Here is a 16,195-nt window from a genome sequence, read left to right on the forward strand (position 1 = left end):
AAAATAGCGATGGGAGAAAAAATTTCCTTCGTATAAATTCTAGGTTAAATTTATGATTTATTTTAAATTGTCTAAAGCAATATTTAGTTTTAAAACATTGATTTTTTCTGTTCCGAATAATCCTAAAAATGGCTTTTCTATATTATTGTTAATGAGTTCATTTACTCGAGCAACTTCTACATTTCTTATTTTCGAAATTCTATCCACTTGAACTTTCGCTGCTTCAACAGAAATATTTGGATCTAATCCAGAACCGCTCGCTGTAACCAAATCTGATGGAATATCTTCTTTTTTTACTGACGGATTATGTTTTTGGAAATTGGCGATTCTATCTTCCACGGTTTTTAAATATTCTGGGTTGGACGGTCCCTTGTTGCTTCCTCCTGCTCCTGCCGCATTATAATCTACTGCAGAAGGTCTAGACCAGAAATATTGATCTTGATCGAATTTCTGCCCAACATTTGCATAATATTTTTTCCCATTATGGGTTATAATTTCTCCTTTCCCGCTGTTTGGAGCTGCTTGAGCGATTCCGAAAATAAATAAAGTATAAATTCCTGAAAAAAATACTGCACAGAAAAGAGTTAATCTAATGGCAGATAATATTTGGTTTTTCATTTTTAATAAGTTTTAATTTTAGATAAATAAAGCAACGACAAGATCTATTAATTTAATCCCCACAAAAGGTATGATAACGCCTCCCAAACCATAAATTAAAAGATTTCTTCTTAGTAAAGCACTTGCCCCAAGAGGTTTATAAGCCACCCCTTTTAACGCTAAAGGAATCAACATCGGGATAATAATCGCATTAAAAATAACTGCTGAAAGAATTGCAGATTCCGGAGAATGCAGATTCATAATATTTAAACCTTGTAATGCAGGGATCGAAGCAATAAACAAAGCCGGAACAATTGCAAAATATTTAGCAACATCATTGGCAATACTAAAAGTAGTAAGCGTACCTCTCGTCATGAGAAGTTGCTTCCCAATTTCTACCACCTCAATTAGTTTTGTAGGATCATTATCCAGATCTACCATGTTTCCGGCTTCTTTTGCCGCTTGAGTTCCGCTGTTCATAGCAACGCCAACATCGGCTTGTGCAAGAGCGGGAGCATCGTTGGTGCCGTCTCCCATCATGGCAACCAATCTTCCGTCGTTTTGTTCTTTTTTAATGTAGTTCATCTTATCTTCAGGTTTAGCTTCTGCGATAAAATCATCAACTCCGGCTTTTTCTGCAATGAATTTTGCTGTTAACGGATTATCACCTGTAACCATCACAGTTTTAATCCCCATTTTGCGAAGTCTTTCAAATCTTTCCTGAATACCGGGTTTAATAATATCCTGAAGTTCTATTACCCCCAAAGCTTTTTCATTTTGGGAAACCACCAAAGGCGTTCCTCCATTTTCAGAAATTTCTTTTACTTTAAGATCTAATTCTTTTGGGAAAGGATTTCCTGCTTCAACCACTATTTTTTTAATTGAATCTGTAGCACCTTTTCTAATTCTTACATTTTCAAAGTTAACTCCGGAACATCTGGTTTCTGCTGTAAACTGTATAAATTCAGGATTCTGAATGCTTAAAGATTTTGGCTGAATACCCGCAAGTTCCACAATAGATTTTCCTTCCGGCGTTTCATCCGACATCGAACTAAGTACTGCGGCTTTTATTAAATCATTTTCATCCACATTATTTGCAGGATAAAAAGCGGTTGCTTTTCTGTTTCCAATCGTAATGGTTCCGGTTTTGTCTAAAAGCAAAACATCTACATCTCCCGCAGTTTCTACTGCTTTACCACTTTTCGTAATCACATTGGCTCTCAAAGCTCTGTCCATTCCCGCAATACCGATTGCAGAAAGCAAACCTCCAATCGTTGTAGGTATTAAACAAACAAAAAGAGAAATAAATGCTGCGATAGTAATAGGTGTATTTGCATAATCAGCAAAAGGTTTCAAAGTAATAGTTACGATAATGAAAACCAAGGTAAAACCGGCAAGCAAAATGGTAAGTGCAATTTCGTTGGGTGTTTTCTGTCTTGAAGCTCCTTCTACCAAAGCAATCATTTTGTCTAAAAAACTTTCACCAGGTTCTGTAGTTACTTTCACTTTAATTTTATCTGAAAGTACCTTCGTTCCTCCTGTTACACTACTTTTATCTCCTCCCGCTTCGCGAATAACCGGCGCACTTTCGCCTGTAATTGCGCTTTCGTCTATCGTTGCCAAACCTTCAATAATTTCTCCATCCGAAGGAATAATGTCGCCCGTCTCGCAAATAAAAACATCTCCTTTTTTTAATTGATTCGAAGTAACCAATATATAATCCTGATTGGTAAAATCTAAAAGGTTCTTCACTGCAAGAAATTCTTCTTTCACTTTTTTTGCAGGCGTTTCTTCGCGGGTTTTTCTTAAAGAATCTGCTTGTGCTTTTCCCCTTGCTTCTGCGATAGCTTCAGCAAAATTGGCAAATAGCAAAGTAAGAAATAGAATAAAGGTTACCACAATATTGTATCCTAAACTTCCCTGATTTTTTTCTCCCAAAGCAATCCAAATACAAACACCCGCCATTACTACCGTTCCTATGTAAACCATAAACATTACGGGATTACGAAACATTTTAGAAGGGTTTAATTTTAAGAATGACTGTTTCCAAGCTTCTTTCATTAAATCTGCCTGAAACAGATTGTTATTATTTTCTTTCATTATGATTAAACTGTTATAAGTAAAAAAAATTTACATTGAAAAATATTCTGCGATTGGACCTAAAGCCAAAGCTGGGAAAAATGATAACGCCGCGACAATTGCAATGACAGCAAAAACCATTAAACCAAATGTAGAATTGTCGGTTTTTAAAGTTCCAGCACTTTCAGGGATATATTTTTTTGCCGCTAAACTTCCTGCAATTGCAACTGGCCCGATAATTGGCAAATATCTCGCAATAAGCATCACAATTCCACAGGCAATATTCCAAAAAGGATTGTTATCTGAAAGACCTTCAAAGCCGCTTCCATTATTGGCACTTGAAGAAGTAAACTCATACAACATTTCACTAAAACCATGAAATCCTGGATTATTAAGCCAACTTCCATATTCATTAGGATTTGATGAGACCATGTAACTTGAAATTGCTGTTCCTGTAAGAATTAAAAAAGGATGAATTAAAGCGATAATCATTGCAATTTTCATTTCTCTGGCTTCAATTTTCTTTCCTAAAAACTCAGGCGTTCTTCCTACCATTAAACCGCTAATAAAAACAGCAAGGATGATAAAAATGTAGAAATTAAGAAAACCAACACCTACTCCTCCATAAAAAGCATTCACCATCATACCAAGCATCGTATTCATGCCAGAAAGAGGCGTAAGAGAATCGTGCATTGTATTTACAGAACCGTTACTGGTAACAGTGGTATTAATTGCCCAATACGCAGAAGCTGCAGGTCCGAAGCGAACTTCTTTCCCTTCCATACTTCCTAAATTTTGGGTGATGCCCATCTTTTCGATAGCAGGATTACCGCCCATTTCGTTAATAACCGTTGGAACTAAAAGCAAAAGAAAACCAACAGTCATTACTCCAAAAATAGTGTAAGATAATTTCCTTCTTTTTAAAACGAAACCTAAAGCAAAAACCATAGCAATAGGAATCAGCATAATAGAAACTGTTTCAATAATATTGCTAAAATAGGTAGGATTTTCTAGTGGATGCGCCGAATTGGGTCCGAAAAATCCGCCGCCATTAGTTCCTAATTGTTTGATGGCTACAAAAGCTGCGACAGGACCTCTACTTACCTCTACTTTATCTCCTTGTAAACTTGTGATACTGTCTTTTCCTTCAAAAGTCATTGGAGTTCCGCTAAAAGCCAATAATGAGGCAACAACCACTGCAATAGGAAATAAAACTCTCGTACTTGCTCTTACAAAAAGGAAATAAAAATTACCTAATTTTTCTGTAGTTCTCTCTTTCATTGCGATAAATACAACCGCTGCAATTGCCATTCCGCATCCTGCAGAAATAAATTGCCAAAGCATAAGTGTAAGTTGCCCTAAATAAGAAAGCCCAGATTCTCCCGAATAATGTTGCAAATTGGTATTGGTTACAAAACTGATCGCGGTATTAAAAGCCAAATCTCCGCTCATGGAAGGATTATGATCTGGATTTAGCGGAAGCCAACTCATGTTTGTTAAAACAAACATCGAAATAAGAAACCACACGAAATTTATAATAAGCAATGCTGCTAAATTTTGCTTCCATGTCATTTCTATAAGAGGATTTACACCTCCTATTTTATAAAATAATTTATCGATTGGATCGAAAACTCTGTCGAGCCAGGTTTTCTGATTGGTAAAAATTTTTCCGATATATCTTCCAAGTGGTAATGCGATTGCAAGTACAAGAAGATACATGAGGATAATTCCTGCAATTTCTGTATTCATTTTTTTATTGATTAAAATTGAATGTTCAATTATTAAAAATGTTAGTTTTTACTTTTTTAGAATTTTTCTGGTTTTACAAGCACGTATCCCATATAAATAAATACGGCGAGAGCAACGATTAGTAAGGCAGTCATATTTTCTCAAAAGTTTTAATGGTGAAATAAAACACTGCGTAAAAAGCAGCTCCAAGGATTGTTAAAGTAATTGTCATGTATAAATTAATTAAGTATGTTTTTTAAAATGATTCCCGTGCTTACGATAATGAGGTACAGCAGAATTAAAAGACGCCATGGTCTAAAGATTTTTGCTGCCTGAATTTTCCAGTTTTTCATGATGTAATGTTTTGATATGCCACAATATTCACAATACCGAAACCAAAAAAGCAAGTCAACACCTAAACTATTGTTTTACAACATATTATTTAATTTTTAAAAATTTAATGCAATAAAAAACCCTTTCAAAATGAAAGGGTATAATTATCGTTTTGGAAAAATTTTAAGCCTGAATTCCGTATTCTGCGATTTTACGATACAGCGTTGTAAGACCAATGTTCAGTAATTTTGCTGTTTCGGTTTTATTTCCGTTGGTGTAATTGAGAACTTTTTGAATATGAATTTTTTCGGCACCAGCAAGTTCAAAAGCAGAAAGCGTTTTGTCTTTATTAGATGAAGAATGGCTGTTCTGAAAATCCAAAGGAAGCGACTCACTTCCCAACATAGACGAGTCGGTAAGAATTACACTCCTTTCGATTACATTTCTAAGTTCTCGAATATTTCCTTTCCAAGAATGATTCTGTAATGCCAAAAGATATTCTGAACTGATTCCCTGAATTTTCTTCCCCATTTTTGAAGAAAATTTATGGAGAAAAAACTGTGCGATAGCTTCAATATCAGAAATTCTATCTCTTAAAGAAGGCAATTGAATATTGAAGATATTAATTCTATAATACAAATCTTCTCTAAATCTTCCTTCTTCAATTTCTTTTTCTAAATTACGATTGGTTGCCGCAATAATTCTTACATTTATTTTGGTTGTTTTATTGTCTCCAACTTTTAGAAACTCTCCAGATTCCAAAACTCTAAGCAATTTTGCTTGAAGATCTAAAGGCATTTCACCAATCTCATCAAGAAAAACGGTTCCGTTATTGGCTTCTTCAAAAATACCTTTAGTCTCTTTTAAAGCTCCGGTAAAAGCGCCTGCTTTATGACCAAACAATTCGTTTTCTAAAAGCTCTTTGCTAAATGCAGAACAATTTACAGCAATAAAGTTTTGCTTACTTCTGCCACTTGCTTGATGGATGGCTTGTGCAAAAACTTCCTTTCCAGTTCCTGTCTCTCCCGTAAGTAAAACTGTGGCGTCGGTGGTTGCAACTTTTCGCCCAGCTTCAATAGCGTTTGTTATTTTTTTAGAATTGCCAATCACAGATTCAAAAGAATGTTTATTCCCGAGCATTTTTTCGAGATTTTGAATTCTCTTGTTTAAAGAAACTTTCTCTATGGCTTTATAAACAAGCGGAATGATACGATTATTATCATCTCCTTTCGTAATGTAATCGAAAGCACCATTTTTAATAGCAAGAACTCCATCGGGAATATTTCCGAAAGCTGTTAATAAAATAATTTCGGCAGAATTTTGAATCGTTTTAATTTTCTTCACAAACTCCACACCGCTTCCGTCTGGAAGTTTTACATCGCAAAGCACAACATCTATAGGGGTTTGATTTAATCTTTTACTTGCATTTGATAAATCGGAAGCTTGAAAAACTTCAAAGCCTTCCAAAGACAAAATTCGGGAAAGTAATGTTCTGATTTTTTCTTCGTCATCAATAACGAGTATCGTACTCATGAAGGATAAATTTTAAGCAAAGGTAATTTTATTTAGAATTTTAAAATGTTTTTTTATTGCAATCCGTAAAAATTAGTACTTTTGAAAAAAATTACTTGTATGAAAATCAAATCATTTATTTTAGTTTTAGCAGTAAGTGCTTCTACATTTGCATTTGCACAAGAAGCTCAAAAAGTAGGACCACCTGCAGGAAAAGCTATTGTAGGAGACGTTTACGGTTCTGCTGTTCCTAAAAAAGCTGAATCTAAAGCAATGAATACAGAGCAACTTAGCAAAAAACTAAAAAAAGCTAAAAAAGTAGAAAACGTTGCTGTAAAAGGTAAAGTGGTAGACGTTTGCGAAAAGAAAGGATGTTGGCTAACCATCCAAACTGAAGACGACTCTCGTTTTTTTGTAAAAATGAAAGACTATGCTTTCTTCGTACCAACCGCTCTTAAAGGTAAAACTGTAGTGATGGACGGAAATGCCGAAGTAAAAACAATTTCTGTAGACGAACAAAAACACTATGCAACTGATGCTAAAAAACCTCAATCTGAAATTGATGCTATTAAAGCTCCAAAAGAAGAAGTAAGATTTGTAGCCAACGGAATTAAAGTTGTGAACTAAAAGTTAAAAAATATAGTTAAAAAAATTCGGCGAAGCCTTTGGCTTCGCCGAATTTTTTTTTATTCAAAAGAGAAACTTACCACTTCATCAAGTTTTGGATATTTACTTTCAGAAATAAACTTTTTCCCAGAGCAATCTATTTCGCTCCACCCTTTTTTGTCTTTAATATCTCCTACCACGACAACATACGGAACAAAAGAAATTTCATCTTTCCCTTCTTCATATATTTCTTTGTACTGAACAGCAATGTCTAAAATACATTCGTGATCTGTATTCAAACTTACGTTTCGGTAAATAATATCGTAATGCGTTTCTTTGTTTTCAGGAATATCAAAATAATCTTCCCAACCATTCGTATCAGATTTTAAAGTTGCCATTGCATCCAAAGCATAAAACAAAGCAATAGTGTAATATTTACGAGTTTCTTTTCTCAAATAATCGTTTTCGTAATGCCCTCCTTCAAACAAAACAACAGGAAGTCCTGCCTTCATAAAATTATCTCCGGTAGAGGTCGGGTAAAACTCATCGGAGTATCTTCCGATGTGATGCGGGATAAGCGGCGCCACTTTTTTATGAATCGACGCGATTACAGCCATGCATTTCTTTCTATTTTCTGTAATCCGACGTTCTACCTCTTCGGACGGAGAAAGGAACGATAAGGTGGCCGGATGAACGCCGTCGGTAGTAAAAATAGTCCTTTGCTCATGAAGGTTCAATCCATATTGGTAAGAACCCTCATTAATTACTTCTTTCAAAAATTTAAGCTCCGTACTTTGGTTCGTATGAAAATCACGATTAAGGTCGATCTCTTGAGCATTTAATCGAGTCCATTTTTTAGAACCATCGGGACTCAACATAAAAATAAAATCTAAGCATATTTTTTCAAGCAACTCTTCCTTTACTTTCGGATTGCATTCCAAAGTGTATAACAAATCCAACATCGCATGAGTAGCGTTGGATTCATTGCCATGCATTTGAGACCAGGCAATAATTTTAACATCGCCTTTTCCAAGGCTCATTTTATAAATCGGTTGGTTAAGATAAGATTTTCCAATCTCAGAAATAGAATCGCTGAAATTCTGCTGTAGGTAAATAAATAATTTTTCAGGGGAAATATAGCGATTACAGAAATCAGGATTTGCTGTATACAAACTTTCAAATTGCATGTTTCTAAATTTACAAAGTTCAAAAATAATCTTTTTCAGATTAAAATTAAAAATTAACATCTGTAATGTGATTAAACAGTTGAAGTTGACAAAATGACTGTGGATAAAATTGTTAATTAATAATAATTCAATAATACATATTTAAAATATTTATTTTCAGCCATTTATAAAATTCAAATAAAGCTTTAATGTATATTTACTTTAAGTGTAAAAAATATGATTTATCCGCATTTGAGTGTAACTTTGCTAAACGCGTTACCTTACTTTATTTTTGTTGATATTACAATTGTTACAATTGTAAATTGTTGAAAACTTTACTCGAATTTTAAAATTTTAAAGCGAAATTTAGATGAGTTTACAAATCGTAACTGCAAAAAGAGGCTTATTTTCAATTTTAAATAACTTCATCAAAACCCAAGTCGTAAAATCATTATAAGTGTATAAAAACACCCTAAATAAGCCGTAAAAATGAAAAATATAGTACTTTAAGGGTCGTTTAATAATGTAAATTTCAGTTCACTACTCTATTTTGCCGAAATTTCGCAGAAAACATCCTGTTTAAGGTGTTTAGAAGTGTAAACTATAAAGAACTTTGTAATTTTTAATTTTCTGAAATTTAAAAAGAGCGTTTACTTAAACTATTACTTTAATGTTTAGCTTCAAAAATGTAAAATGTTGAAAAAATGTTTAATAATTTATCATTGTAAATTTTATCAACAATATAAATATCTGTAAAACAAAGATATATATAGTTTACATTTGTTGTTAATAAAATTTCAATTTTGTTTACATTTGTATTTGTGTATTGTAAATTTATTATTTACATTTGTAACTCGTAATTTACACGATGTTTTATGAGTTTAAATGAAAGAATTGCAAAGGTTATTGAATATTCGGGATTAAGTTCTTCAGAATTTGCAGACGAAATAGATGTACAACGTTCTTCTATTTCGCATGTTACTTCTGGTCGAAATAAACCTTCACTCGAATTCATTATAAAGATAAAGTCTAGATTTCCGGAGATTCTTTGGGATTGGTTGGTAAATGGAGACGGAGAAATGCTGAAATCAGAGCTTTCTGACGATGTCTCTGACTCTCTCGAAGAAAATTCAAAACCTACTTCCCTGCCCGATTTATTTACACTTATTAGCAGTGATGAAGAGAAGGAAATTCCTGTGAGAGAAATTCCTTTGCCGAAGGAAGACTTTACGCCTTTTTCAGAATCGCCTGTAGCGCATCAAAGTAAAGTAGAAGAAAAAATATTCGATTCTCAGCGATTAGAAAATTCAAATCAAAATTTTGCTAAACAATTTACTGGAAACCAACAAGATAAAATAAAACGTATCGTAATCTTCTACGAAAACGGAAAATTTGAAAGTTTCGAACCTTAAACTTAATTTTTGAACATAAAAAAAGCTCCTCAACGGAGCTTTTACTTTTTTATCGAGAAATAATTATTTCTTTTTTCTTCTTTCTAATTCTTTTTGAATAAGACCTAATTCTCTTCCGGTTTGTCCGGCAACAGAAGTATTTTCTTGCGCCCTTCTTGTAAGATAAGGCACAACATCTTTTACTGGTCCGTAAGGAAGATATTTAGCCGCATTATATCCTTTATCAGCAAGAACAAAGGTAATATTGTCGCTCATTCCGTATAATTGTCCGAAATAAATATTTGGATGATTATGTGCTAAACCTGCTTCATCTATTTTATCCATCACCAATTCTGAAGAAATTTCGTTGTGAGTTCCAAAGAACGCCGAAACCTTATCTAAATTGACCATCACGAAGTTAATTCCTGCATTATAATTCTTATCAGAAGCCTCTTTTGTTGGCTGAATTGGGTCTGCATAACCTTTTTCTGCCGCTCTTGCTCTTTCCTTTTCCATGTACGCGCCACGAACGATTTTATAACCTATAAAGTAGCCTTTTTCTTTCGCTCTTTGAAGGTTTTCATTCATGTATTCAAGTCTTCCTGTGCGATACATTTGGATGGTATTCCATACAATTGGTTTTTCCTGATTGTACTTTTCCATCATCTCTTCACAAAGATGGTCTGCCGCATCTTGCATCCAGGTTTCTTCTGCGTCTACCATTACTTTTTTATCGTTTTCGTGGCAAAGTTTACACACTTCATCAAATCTTTTCACAACTCTTGCCCATTCTTCTTTTTGGCTTGATGTAAGTTCAGAACCCTTTCCTACAGCTTCATAAAGGTCGATTCTTCCAAAAGCAGTTGGTTTAAAAACGATAAAAGGAATTGCAGGATTTCCTACTGAAAATCTAACGATATCTTTGATTTCTTTGCACACTGCATCAAAAGTTTCTTCGTCTTCTTTTCCTTCAATAGAATAATCGAAAATACTTCCAACCCCTCTTTTGAAGAGTTGTTTCACCGCTTTCATACTTTCCTCACGAGTTTCGCCACCGCAAAACTGCTCAAATAAAGTAGTTTTTACAATGCTTTTTACGAAAGGAAAATTATTGTGAACTGTGAAGTTTAAAACTGAAGTTCCAAGACTTGTAAGAGCCGGCTGTTCAATCATTTTGAACATCCAATACGCTTTTCTTAACTGTGCATCTGTTTTGTCTGCAAACGCTACTTTGGTATCGTTAAAGATGGGCATTATTTAAGTTTGATTAGATTTTTGCAAATGTAAACAAATCATTAATCATGGTAAAGGATAATTTTATATTTTACCACAAATTCCGTTTAAAAGCATAGAAATAATGCCTATAAAAACCCATAACCTCAAGATATTAAGGGTCATAAATTTACTTTTTCGGGTAGAATTTATCATTAAAAAAATACAAAGTATAAAAACAAATAATCCTACGGCGAAATAATACTCCATTATACCGTTAAGTCCGGTTTTATCGATGATTCCTGCGGAGATAATCATAGTGATAATTTGGAGTGAAATAACGATGCTATTTGCTGTCTTTTTGGAGAAAAAATTAGGAATGGTGACGTAGCCAAAAACTTCATCAACCTTCCTGGTTAAGGTATCTTTTACGATGTCGATTATCAATAAAATTAGAAATAAAAACACCGCCATTAGTAAAACTTTTTTAGAAAAAGTTTGGTAATATACCATCATTCCAAAAAAAGGATACAATGTAAGAGCAACGAAAGTGAGGTTATTGATAATTAAAATTCGGCTTAATTTGTGGCTGTAATACCACATTCCAAACTGGTAAAAAATAAAAAAAAGAAATACGCGATAGGAAATTAAAGCCGCAATTCCTAGAGAAACTATCAACAGAAACAGGTAAATATATAAGAAATATTTCTGCTTGATGAAGCTTTGAATCCTGGTTCGGAACGGTTTTACAAGATGATCTTTTTCAAAATCATAGAATTGATTGATAATTCCTCCTGTTAAAATCGTAAGAACGGTGCAAAAAATAATGCCATGAACTTTAAAATCAAAAACAAAACTTCTGAAATTTTCGTCTTGGTTGAATAGAAAAAACGTAGAAACATAAAGGGCAAAAGTAAGCAAACCCGCGACAAAAAATCTTGCTCCCAAAAGAAATCCTACAAACTGTGAAAATCTGTAGAATAAGGGTTTTATAACAATATTTTTCTCCTGAAAACTTTCTTTTTCAGAACCCATTATGTAAGGTGTTTTTTAGAATCTGTAAATCACTTCTTTATGAAATCCATCCAACATTTTCTCTGCTTTTTCGTAATCTTGCGTAAATCCTAAGATATAACCACCGCCTCCGCTTCCGCAAAGTTTTAGGTAATATGCATTAGAATCAAGACCTTTTTTCCAAATATTGAAGATACTTTCCGGAATCATCGGGCGGAAATGTTCGTAAGCCCAATGCGAAAGTTTTTTTAGATTTCTAAAAAACGGATTCATATCTTTTTTCAGGAAAGCCTCAATACAAGCATTGTTGTAGCGAATAAACTCTTCTTTAAGTGTTTTACGGAAACCTTCAGTCTTCATTTTTTCAAAAAAGATCTGAATCATAGGACCAGTTTCACCGGTAATTCCGGAGTCAATTAAGAAAATTGCTCCTTTCCCTTCTTCTCCTTTCGGAATAGCTACCTTTCCTAAATTTTCTTTATTTTCGATTAAAATAGGAAGATTCATGTAGCAAATTAGAGGGTCCATTCCCGAACTTTTTCCGTGGAAATAACTTTCCATTTCACCAAAAACAGCTTTAATGTTTTTAAGATTTTCTTTAGAAATAGTTTCCGGATTGTGTTTTGTGAAACAGTATTTTTCGAAAATAGCAGCAACCAAAGCTCCTGAACTTCCCACACCATAACCTTGTGGAATGTTTGAATCGAAGAAAAGTCTGTTTTCTATATCTTTTTTGAAACGCTCAACATCCAATTTAAAATTCTCAGGAAGAACTAAATTAGTAAGAAAGTCGGCATATTTGTGTAAATGTTGGTTCGATTTTTTCTCAAACTCAGATTGAGAATCTGAAGTTGAAAACTTCAAAGTACCTTTATAAAAACTGTAGGGAACTACTAAACCTTGACCGTCTTCGATCATTCCGTATTCTCCAAACAGGATTATTTTAGCGTAAAATAAAGGGTTCGTCATTTTGTGTTGCAAATGTTATTGCAAATTTACTATAATTCTAGAGAATATTAACAAATTTTAAGCCAATCTACCGTTTTATATTTTAGATTTCAAAAATCTAATCAATATTGCACCCGCTGCAAAAAACGCAGACATCGTGATAAACGCATACTGCATATTGTGAAATTTCTGAATAAATACACTAAAAATAAGCATTCCGCAAATGATAGCAATCTTTTCTAAAACATCATAAAAACTAAAATATGTAGTATTTTCCATAGAGTTTTCAGGTAAAAGTTTAGAGTATGTAGATCTAGACATTGCCTGAAGACCGCCCATTACCAAACCTATTAAAGCTGCTAAACCGTAAAATTGTAACTGTAAATTCGGGTTTTCTTTGTTTAAAGAATAGGCAGAAAGACAACAAACAATCCAAATAATAACAGCGATTGTAATCACGTTTTTGTTTCCTATCTTTTTAGATAATTTTGAGAACAAAAATGCTCCGAAAATTGCAATGATCTGAATCACTAAAATCGTAATAATCAACTTATATTTATCTGCTTCTTTCGGGAAAATTACCGTACTTCCAAACGGAACCGCCATTAAGAAAATAGTTTGCATTCCTACACTATAAAAGAAAAAACTCGATAAGAAAAATTTCAATCCGCGGTCTGCAAAAAGCTTTCTTCCTACGCTAAACAATTCTTTGAAACTTTCTTTTGCAATATCATTATAGAAACTAATATTATCTTTTAAAACCTCGAAGAAACCGCCTTGCTCCTCATGTTTTTTAAAGATGTTTTTGTAGTTTAAAAGTACTAAATCTTTTGGAAGTTTTTCTTTAACATCACCAAATTGAGGCAGGTGTTTGAAAGTATATTGTGAAAAACCAAACCACCAAGCTCCTGTTAATAAAAAACTAATTCTGGTTAAAATCTTTTTAATGTCAGGGTCTTTAGTAATTCCCTGTATTAAAAAAAGACAAATAATCAGAAGGACTACAGAACCAATGTATCCGTAAATAAATCCTTTGGCAGATAAAGAATCCTGTTTATCAGGAGTGGCAATATCCGGTAAAAATGAGTTGTAAAAAACTAAACTTCCCCAGAAACCGACACTCGCTGTAATGCTGAAAAGTAATCCTAGAAATACAGTATTCATTCCTGTAAACATGGCTAATCCCATACAAGAAGTTGCACCCAGATAACAGAAAAATTGCAGAAATGATTTTTTATTGCCAATAGTATCTGCTAGAGAAGATAAAACCGGCGATAAGAGAACTACCAAGAAAAATGATATTGCGTATGAAAAGCTAAGCACTGCATCTGGTTCGTATGTCTCACCGAAAACCGTAATCATATTCCTAATCGGAACTTCCTGAAACTCTTTAGCCTCTGGTATATATACTTTTTTGTTGCTAGCTGTTGTAAGACCTGTATAATAAATTGGGAAAATTGCCGAAGTTATTACCAACGAGTATACCGAATTTGCCCAGTCGTACACCGCCCAAGCTTTCATAATTTTGGGGTTATTTTTTATATGCTGAGTCGGTTGAATATCTGTTTGCGACATTTTTTAATAATATTAGTTTCACAAAAATAGAAAAACCGCTGAATATTCGGAGGTTTTTATTTTTTTAGGATCGAATTTTATTGATTTGTTAAAGTGAAATAGACTTTGAAAAGTATTTTTGATGTAAAGGTTACGCTCCTACGGAGCTTCCTAAGAACTGCGAAATATCCGGTTACAAAGTTTTAGCTCCTACAGAGCTTTAAATCATCAAATTGGTGCTAAAGATTTATAAATAAAAAATCCGGAAACATGAAGCTTCCGGATTTTAAAGATTTATCTAAAAAACAATATTTTACATGTTTTCAATAACGATTGCAGAAGCTCCGCCACCACCGTTACAGATTGCTGCAGCACCGTATTTACCGTTATTTTGCTTCAAAACGTTAATCAAAGTAACAATAATTCTAGAACCAGAACTTCCAAGTGGATGTCCTAAAGCAACTGCTCCACCATTTACATTTACTTTCGCTGCATCTAGACCTAAAATTTTATTATTCGCTAAACCAACTACTGAGAACGCTTCATTAAATTCAAAAAAGTCGATATCTGAAACTTCTAAGCCAGCCTTTTTAAGAGCAATTGGTAACGCTTTTGCAGGAGCTGTTGTAAAGTTTTCTGGCTCTTGCGCCGCATCTGCGTAAGAAACGATTTTAGCCAAAGGTTTTAAACCTAATTCTTCCATTTTTTCTTTAGAAACAAGAATCAATGCAGAAGCACCATCATTTAAAGTTGATGCATTTGCAGCCGTTACTGTACCTTCTTCTTTTTTGAAAACTGTTGGAAGAGTTGGCAATCTATCAAAGTTTACTGCTTTATATTCTTCATCTTCAGCGAAAATTACTGGCTCTCCTTTTCTTTGAGGAATAGAAACAGGAACTATTTCATCGGCAAATTTCCCTTCGCTCCAAGCTTTTGCTGATCTTTTATAAGATTCAATCGCAAAATTATCCTGTTCTTCTCTTGTAATATTGTAATCTGTAGCACATTTTTCTGCGCAAACTCCCATGTGAACTTTGTTGTAAACATCTGTAAGACCGTCTAAAACCATCCCATCTTGCATTTTTACATCACCAAGTTTCGTTGCATTTCTTGCGTTGTAATAATGTGGAACCATAGACATATTTTCCATACCTCCTGCAACAATTACATCCATATCTCCAGCTTTGATGGATTGTGCAGCCATCATTACCGCTTTCATTCCTGAAGCACAAACTTTATTAATTGTAGTAGAAGGTGTTTCGTTTGATAAACCCGCTCCCATCGCAACTTGTCTTGCCGGAGCTTGACCTTCACCTGCCTGTAAAACGTTCCCCATGTAAATTTCCTGAACGTTTTTAGGGTCTAAATTAATTTTATCTAAAGCTCCTTTTACTGCAGTAGCACCCAATTTGGTAGCTGGAACGGTTGATAAACTTCCCATAAAACTTCCCATTGGAGTTCTAACGGCAGAAACGATGAATACCTCTTTCATATTTTTTAATTTTTTATATTTTTAATTTTATTTAAATGATTACTTCCTTCTTTTTACAAAAAGCATTATTAAAGCTCCTAGAAACTCAATAATCCAGCCCCATTGTAATTGTACTGTTCCTGCCAAAGCTTTTGTCCAAGAACTGAAAGGCAAAAAACTGAAGTACTGCAACGCTTGATATTTTACTGCAAACAGCGTAAAAACAAACAGAATAAGCAGAAAAACAGCAAATGTATTGACTAATTTCGAGCGATTATTAAGCATTCCAAACAGGGCAAAACCACAAAATAACCAACAGAAAATAGCCAAAGAATGGTCGAGTTGCCAATAGTTCCAATTTCCAATCACAGGAATGTGCACAAGAGGCAAAAAACTTCCCACAACGACAAGAACCAATCCTAAAAGCTGTAAATTTTTCATTCTTTTAAATACATTTTAAAACGAATCTCCGATTGCCAAAATACAAAAAAAAACATACTTTTTATAAGTATGTTTTAAAATCATTTAATTGATAATGATGATGTTATTTAGATAAAAACAAGGTTTAAAAATTATCAAATAAT

The 16,195-nt window shown here is 33.7% G+C and carries 14 protein-coding genes; 2 read left to right on the plus strand and 12 right to left on the minus strand.

Features of this window, described 5'->3' with window-relative positions; translation table 11 throughout:
* Nucleotides 1-57: 57 nt before the first annotated feature.
* The 5 genes from AC2A1D_RS01055 to AC2A1D_RS01075 all read right to left on the minus strand — a co-directional run bounded on the left by AC2A1D_RS01055 (nucleotide 58) and on the right by AC2A1D_RS01075 (nucleotide 6,270).
* The gene (locus AC2A1D_RS01055) at nucleotides 58-618 is read right to left on the minus strand and encodes a K(+)-transporting ATPase subunit C (protein ID WP_484041815.1); all 561 of its coding nucleotides are present in this window, start codon (nucleotides 616-618) and stop codon (nucleotides 58-60) included.
* Between the two features lie 18 nt (nucleotides 619-636).
* Nucleotides 637-2,697, minus strand: coding sequence for a potassium-transporting ATPase subunit KdpB (kdpB, locus tag AC2A1D_RS01060; protein ID WP_484041816.1), 2,061 nt, complete (start codon nucleotides 2,695-2,697; stop codon nucleotides 637-639).
* A gap of 30 nt (nucleotides 2,698-2,727) precedes the next feature.
* Entirely contained in the window at nucleotides 2,728-4,425 is a 1,698-nt protein-coding gene (gene kdpA / locus AC2A1D_RS01065) for a potassium-transporting ATPase subunit KdpA (protein ID WP_484041817.1), read from the minus strand.
* A 56-nt stretch (nucleotides 4,426-4,481) separates the two neighbouring features.
* The gene (locus tag AC2A1D_RS01070; RefSeq protein WP_484042321.1) at nucleotides 4,482-4,559 is read right to left on the minus strand and encodes a potassium-transporting ATPase subunit F; all 78 of its coding nucleotides are present in this window, start codon (nucleotides 4,557-4,559) and stop codon (nucleotides 4,482-4,484) included.
* Nucleotides 4,560-4,920: 361 nt separating this feature from the next.
* On the minus strand, nucleotides 4,921-6,270 hold the full coding sequence (locus tag AC2A1D_RS01075) for a sigma-54-dependent transcriptional regulator (RefSeq protein ID WP_484041818.1): 1,350 nt from the start codon (nucleotides 6,268-6,270) through the stop codon (nucleotides 4,921-4,923).
* Between the two features lie 99 nt (nucleotides 6,271-6,369).
* Here AC2A1D_RS01075 and AC2A1D_RS01080 point away from each other — a divergent pair, with 99 nt between their 5' ends.
* Nucleotides 6,370-6,876, plus strand: coding sequence for a DUF4920 domain-containing protein (locus tag AC2A1D_RS01080; protein ID WP_484041819.1), 507 nt, complete (start codon nucleotides 6,370-6,372; stop codon nucleotides 6,874-6,876).
* Between the two features lie 59 nt (nucleotides 6,877-6,935).
* Here the strand turns inward: AC2A1D_RS01080 and AC2A1D_RS01085 are convergent, their stop codons facing one another.
* Nucleotides 6,936-8,042 carry a M14 family zinc carboxypeptidase gene (locus tag AC2A1D_RS01085; protein ID WP_484041820.1) on the minus strand — a complete coding sequence of 369 codons (1,107 nt, stop codon included), beginning with the start codon at nucleotides 8,040-8,042 and terminating at the stop codon, nucleotides 6,936-6,938.
* A gap of 854 nt (nucleotides 8,043-8,896) precedes the next feature.
* On the opposite strand from AC2A1D_RS01085, the gene AC2A1D_RS01090 reads away from it, so the two are divergent.
* Entirely contained in the window at nucleotides 8,897-9,433 is a 537-nt protein-coding gene (locus tag AC2A1D_RS01090; protein WP_484041821.1) for a helix-turn-helix domain-containing protein, read from the plus strand.
* A gap of 63 nt (nucleotides 9,434-9,496) precedes the next feature.
* Here the strand turns inward: AC2A1D_RS01090 and AC2A1D_RS01095 are convergent, their stop codons facing one another.
* From AC2A1D_RS01095 to AC2A1D_RS01120, 6 genes are all read right to left on the minus strand, one after another.
* Nucleotides 9,497-10,666, minus strand: coding sequence for a proline dehydrogenase family protein (locus tag AC2A1D_RS01095; RefSeq protein ID WP_484041822.1), 1,170 nt, complete (start codon nucleotides 10,664-10,666; stop codon nucleotides 9,497-9,499).
* Between the two features lie 63 nt (nucleotides 10,667-10,729).
* Entirely contained in the window at nucleotides 10,730-11,659 is a 930-nt protein-coding gene (locus AC2A1D_RS01100) for a UbiA family prenyltransferase (protein ID WP_484041823.1), read from the minus strand.
* 15 nt (nucleotides 11,660-11,674) lie between these two features.
* Complete coding sequence (locus tag AC2A1D_RS01105) at nucleotides 11,675-12,607, minus strand: mevalonate kinase family protein (RefSeq protein ID WP_484041824.1); 933 nt, start codon at nucleotides 12,605-12,607, stop codon at nucleotides 11,675-11,677.
* A 75-nt stretch (nucleotides 12,608-12,682) separates the two neighbouring features.
* The gene (locus tag AC2A1D_RS01110; RefSeq protein ID WP_484041825.1) at nucleotides 12,683-14,161 is read right to left on the minus strand and encodes an MFS transporter; all 1,479 of its coding nucleotides are present in this window, start codon (nucleotides 14,159-14,161) and stop codon (nucleotides 12,683-12,685) included.
* Between the two features lie 292 nt (nucleotides 14,162-14,453).
* Nucleotides 14,454-15,632: an acetyl-CoA C-acyltransferase gene (locus AC2A1D_RS01115; RefSeq protein WP_484041826.1), complete on the minus strand. Its 1,179-nt coding sequence runs from the start codon at nucleotides 15,630-15,632 to the stop codon at nucleotides 14,454-14,456.
* Nucleotides 15,633-15,671: 39 nt separating this feature from the next.
* The gene (locus AC2A1D_RS01120; protein WP_484041827.1) at nucleotides 15,672-16,052 is read right to left on the minus strand and encodes a hypothetical protein; all 381 of its coding nucleotides are present in this window, start codon (nucleotides 16,050-16,052) and stop codon (nucleotides 15,672-15,674) included.
* Between the last annotated feature and the right edge of the window lie 143 nt (nucleotides 16,053-16,195).

It is taken from the genome of Chryseobacterium sp. HNCC26DJ239 (assembly GCF_057180445.1).

What these genes read in the sequence shown, in the direction of transcription:
- AC2A1D_RS01055 (WP_484041815.1), bottom strand. Translation starts at nt 618, where the DNA reads ATGAAAAACCAAATATTATCTGCCATTAGATTAACTCTTTTCTGTGCA.
- kdpB (WP_484041816.1), bottom strand. Translation starts at nt 2,697, where the DNA reads ATGAAAGAAAATAATAACAATCTGTTTCAGGCAGATTTAATGAAAGAA.
- kdpA (WP_484041817.1), bottom strand. Translation starts at nt 4,425, where the DNA reads ATGAATACAGAAATTGCAGGAATTATCCTCATGTATCTTCTTGTACTT.
- AC2A1D_RS01070 (WP_484042321.1), bottom strand. Translation starts at nt 4,559, where the DNA reads ATGACTGCCTTACTAATCGTTGCTCTCGCCGTATTTATTTATATGGGA.
- AC2A1D_RS01075 (WP_484041818.1), bottom strand. Translation starts at nt 6,270, where the DNA reads ATGAGTACGATACTCGTTATTGATGACGAAGAAAAAATCAGAACATTA.
- AC2A1D_RS01080 (WP_484041819.1), top strand. Translation starts at nt 6,370, where the DNA reads ATGAAAATCAAATCATTTATTTTAGTTTTAGCAGTAAGTGCTTCTACA.
- AC2A1D_RS01085 (WP_484041820.1), bottom strand. Translation starts at nt 8,042, where the DNA reads ATGCAATTTGAAAGTTTGTATACAGCAAATCCTGATTTCTGTAATCGC.
- AC2A1D_RS01090 (WP_484041821.1), top strand. Translation starts at nt 8,897, where the DNA reads ATGAGTTTAAATGAAAGAATTGCAAAGGTTATTGAATATTCGGGATTA.
- AC2A1D_RS01095 (WP_484041822.1), bottom strand. Translation starts at nt 10,666, where the DNA reads ATGCCCATCTTTAACGATACCAAAGTAGCGTTTGCAGACAAAACAGAT.
- AC2A1D_RS01100 (WP_484041823.1), bottom strand. Translation starts at nt 11,659, where the DNA reads ATGGGTTCTGAAAAAGAAAGTTTTCAGGAGAAAAATATTGTTATAAAA.
- AC2A1D_RS01105 (WP_484041824.1), bottom strand. Translation starts at nt 12,607, where the DNA reads ATGACGAACCCTTTATTTTACGCTAAAATAATCCTGTTTGGAGAATAC.
- AC2A1D_RS01110 (WP_484041825.1), bottom strand. Translation starts at nt 14,161, where the DNA reads ATGTCGCAAACAGATATTCAACCGACTCAGCATATAAAAAATAACCCC.
- AC2A1D_RS01115 (WP_484041826.1), bottom strand. Translation starts at nt 15,632, where the DNA reads ATGAAAGAGGTATTCATCGTTTCTGCCGTTAGAACTCCAATGGGAAGT.
- AC2A1D_RS01120 (WP_484041827.1), bottom strand. Translation starts at nt 16,052, where the DNA reads ATGAAAAATTTACAGCTTTTAGGATTGGTTCTTGTCGTTGTGGGAAGT.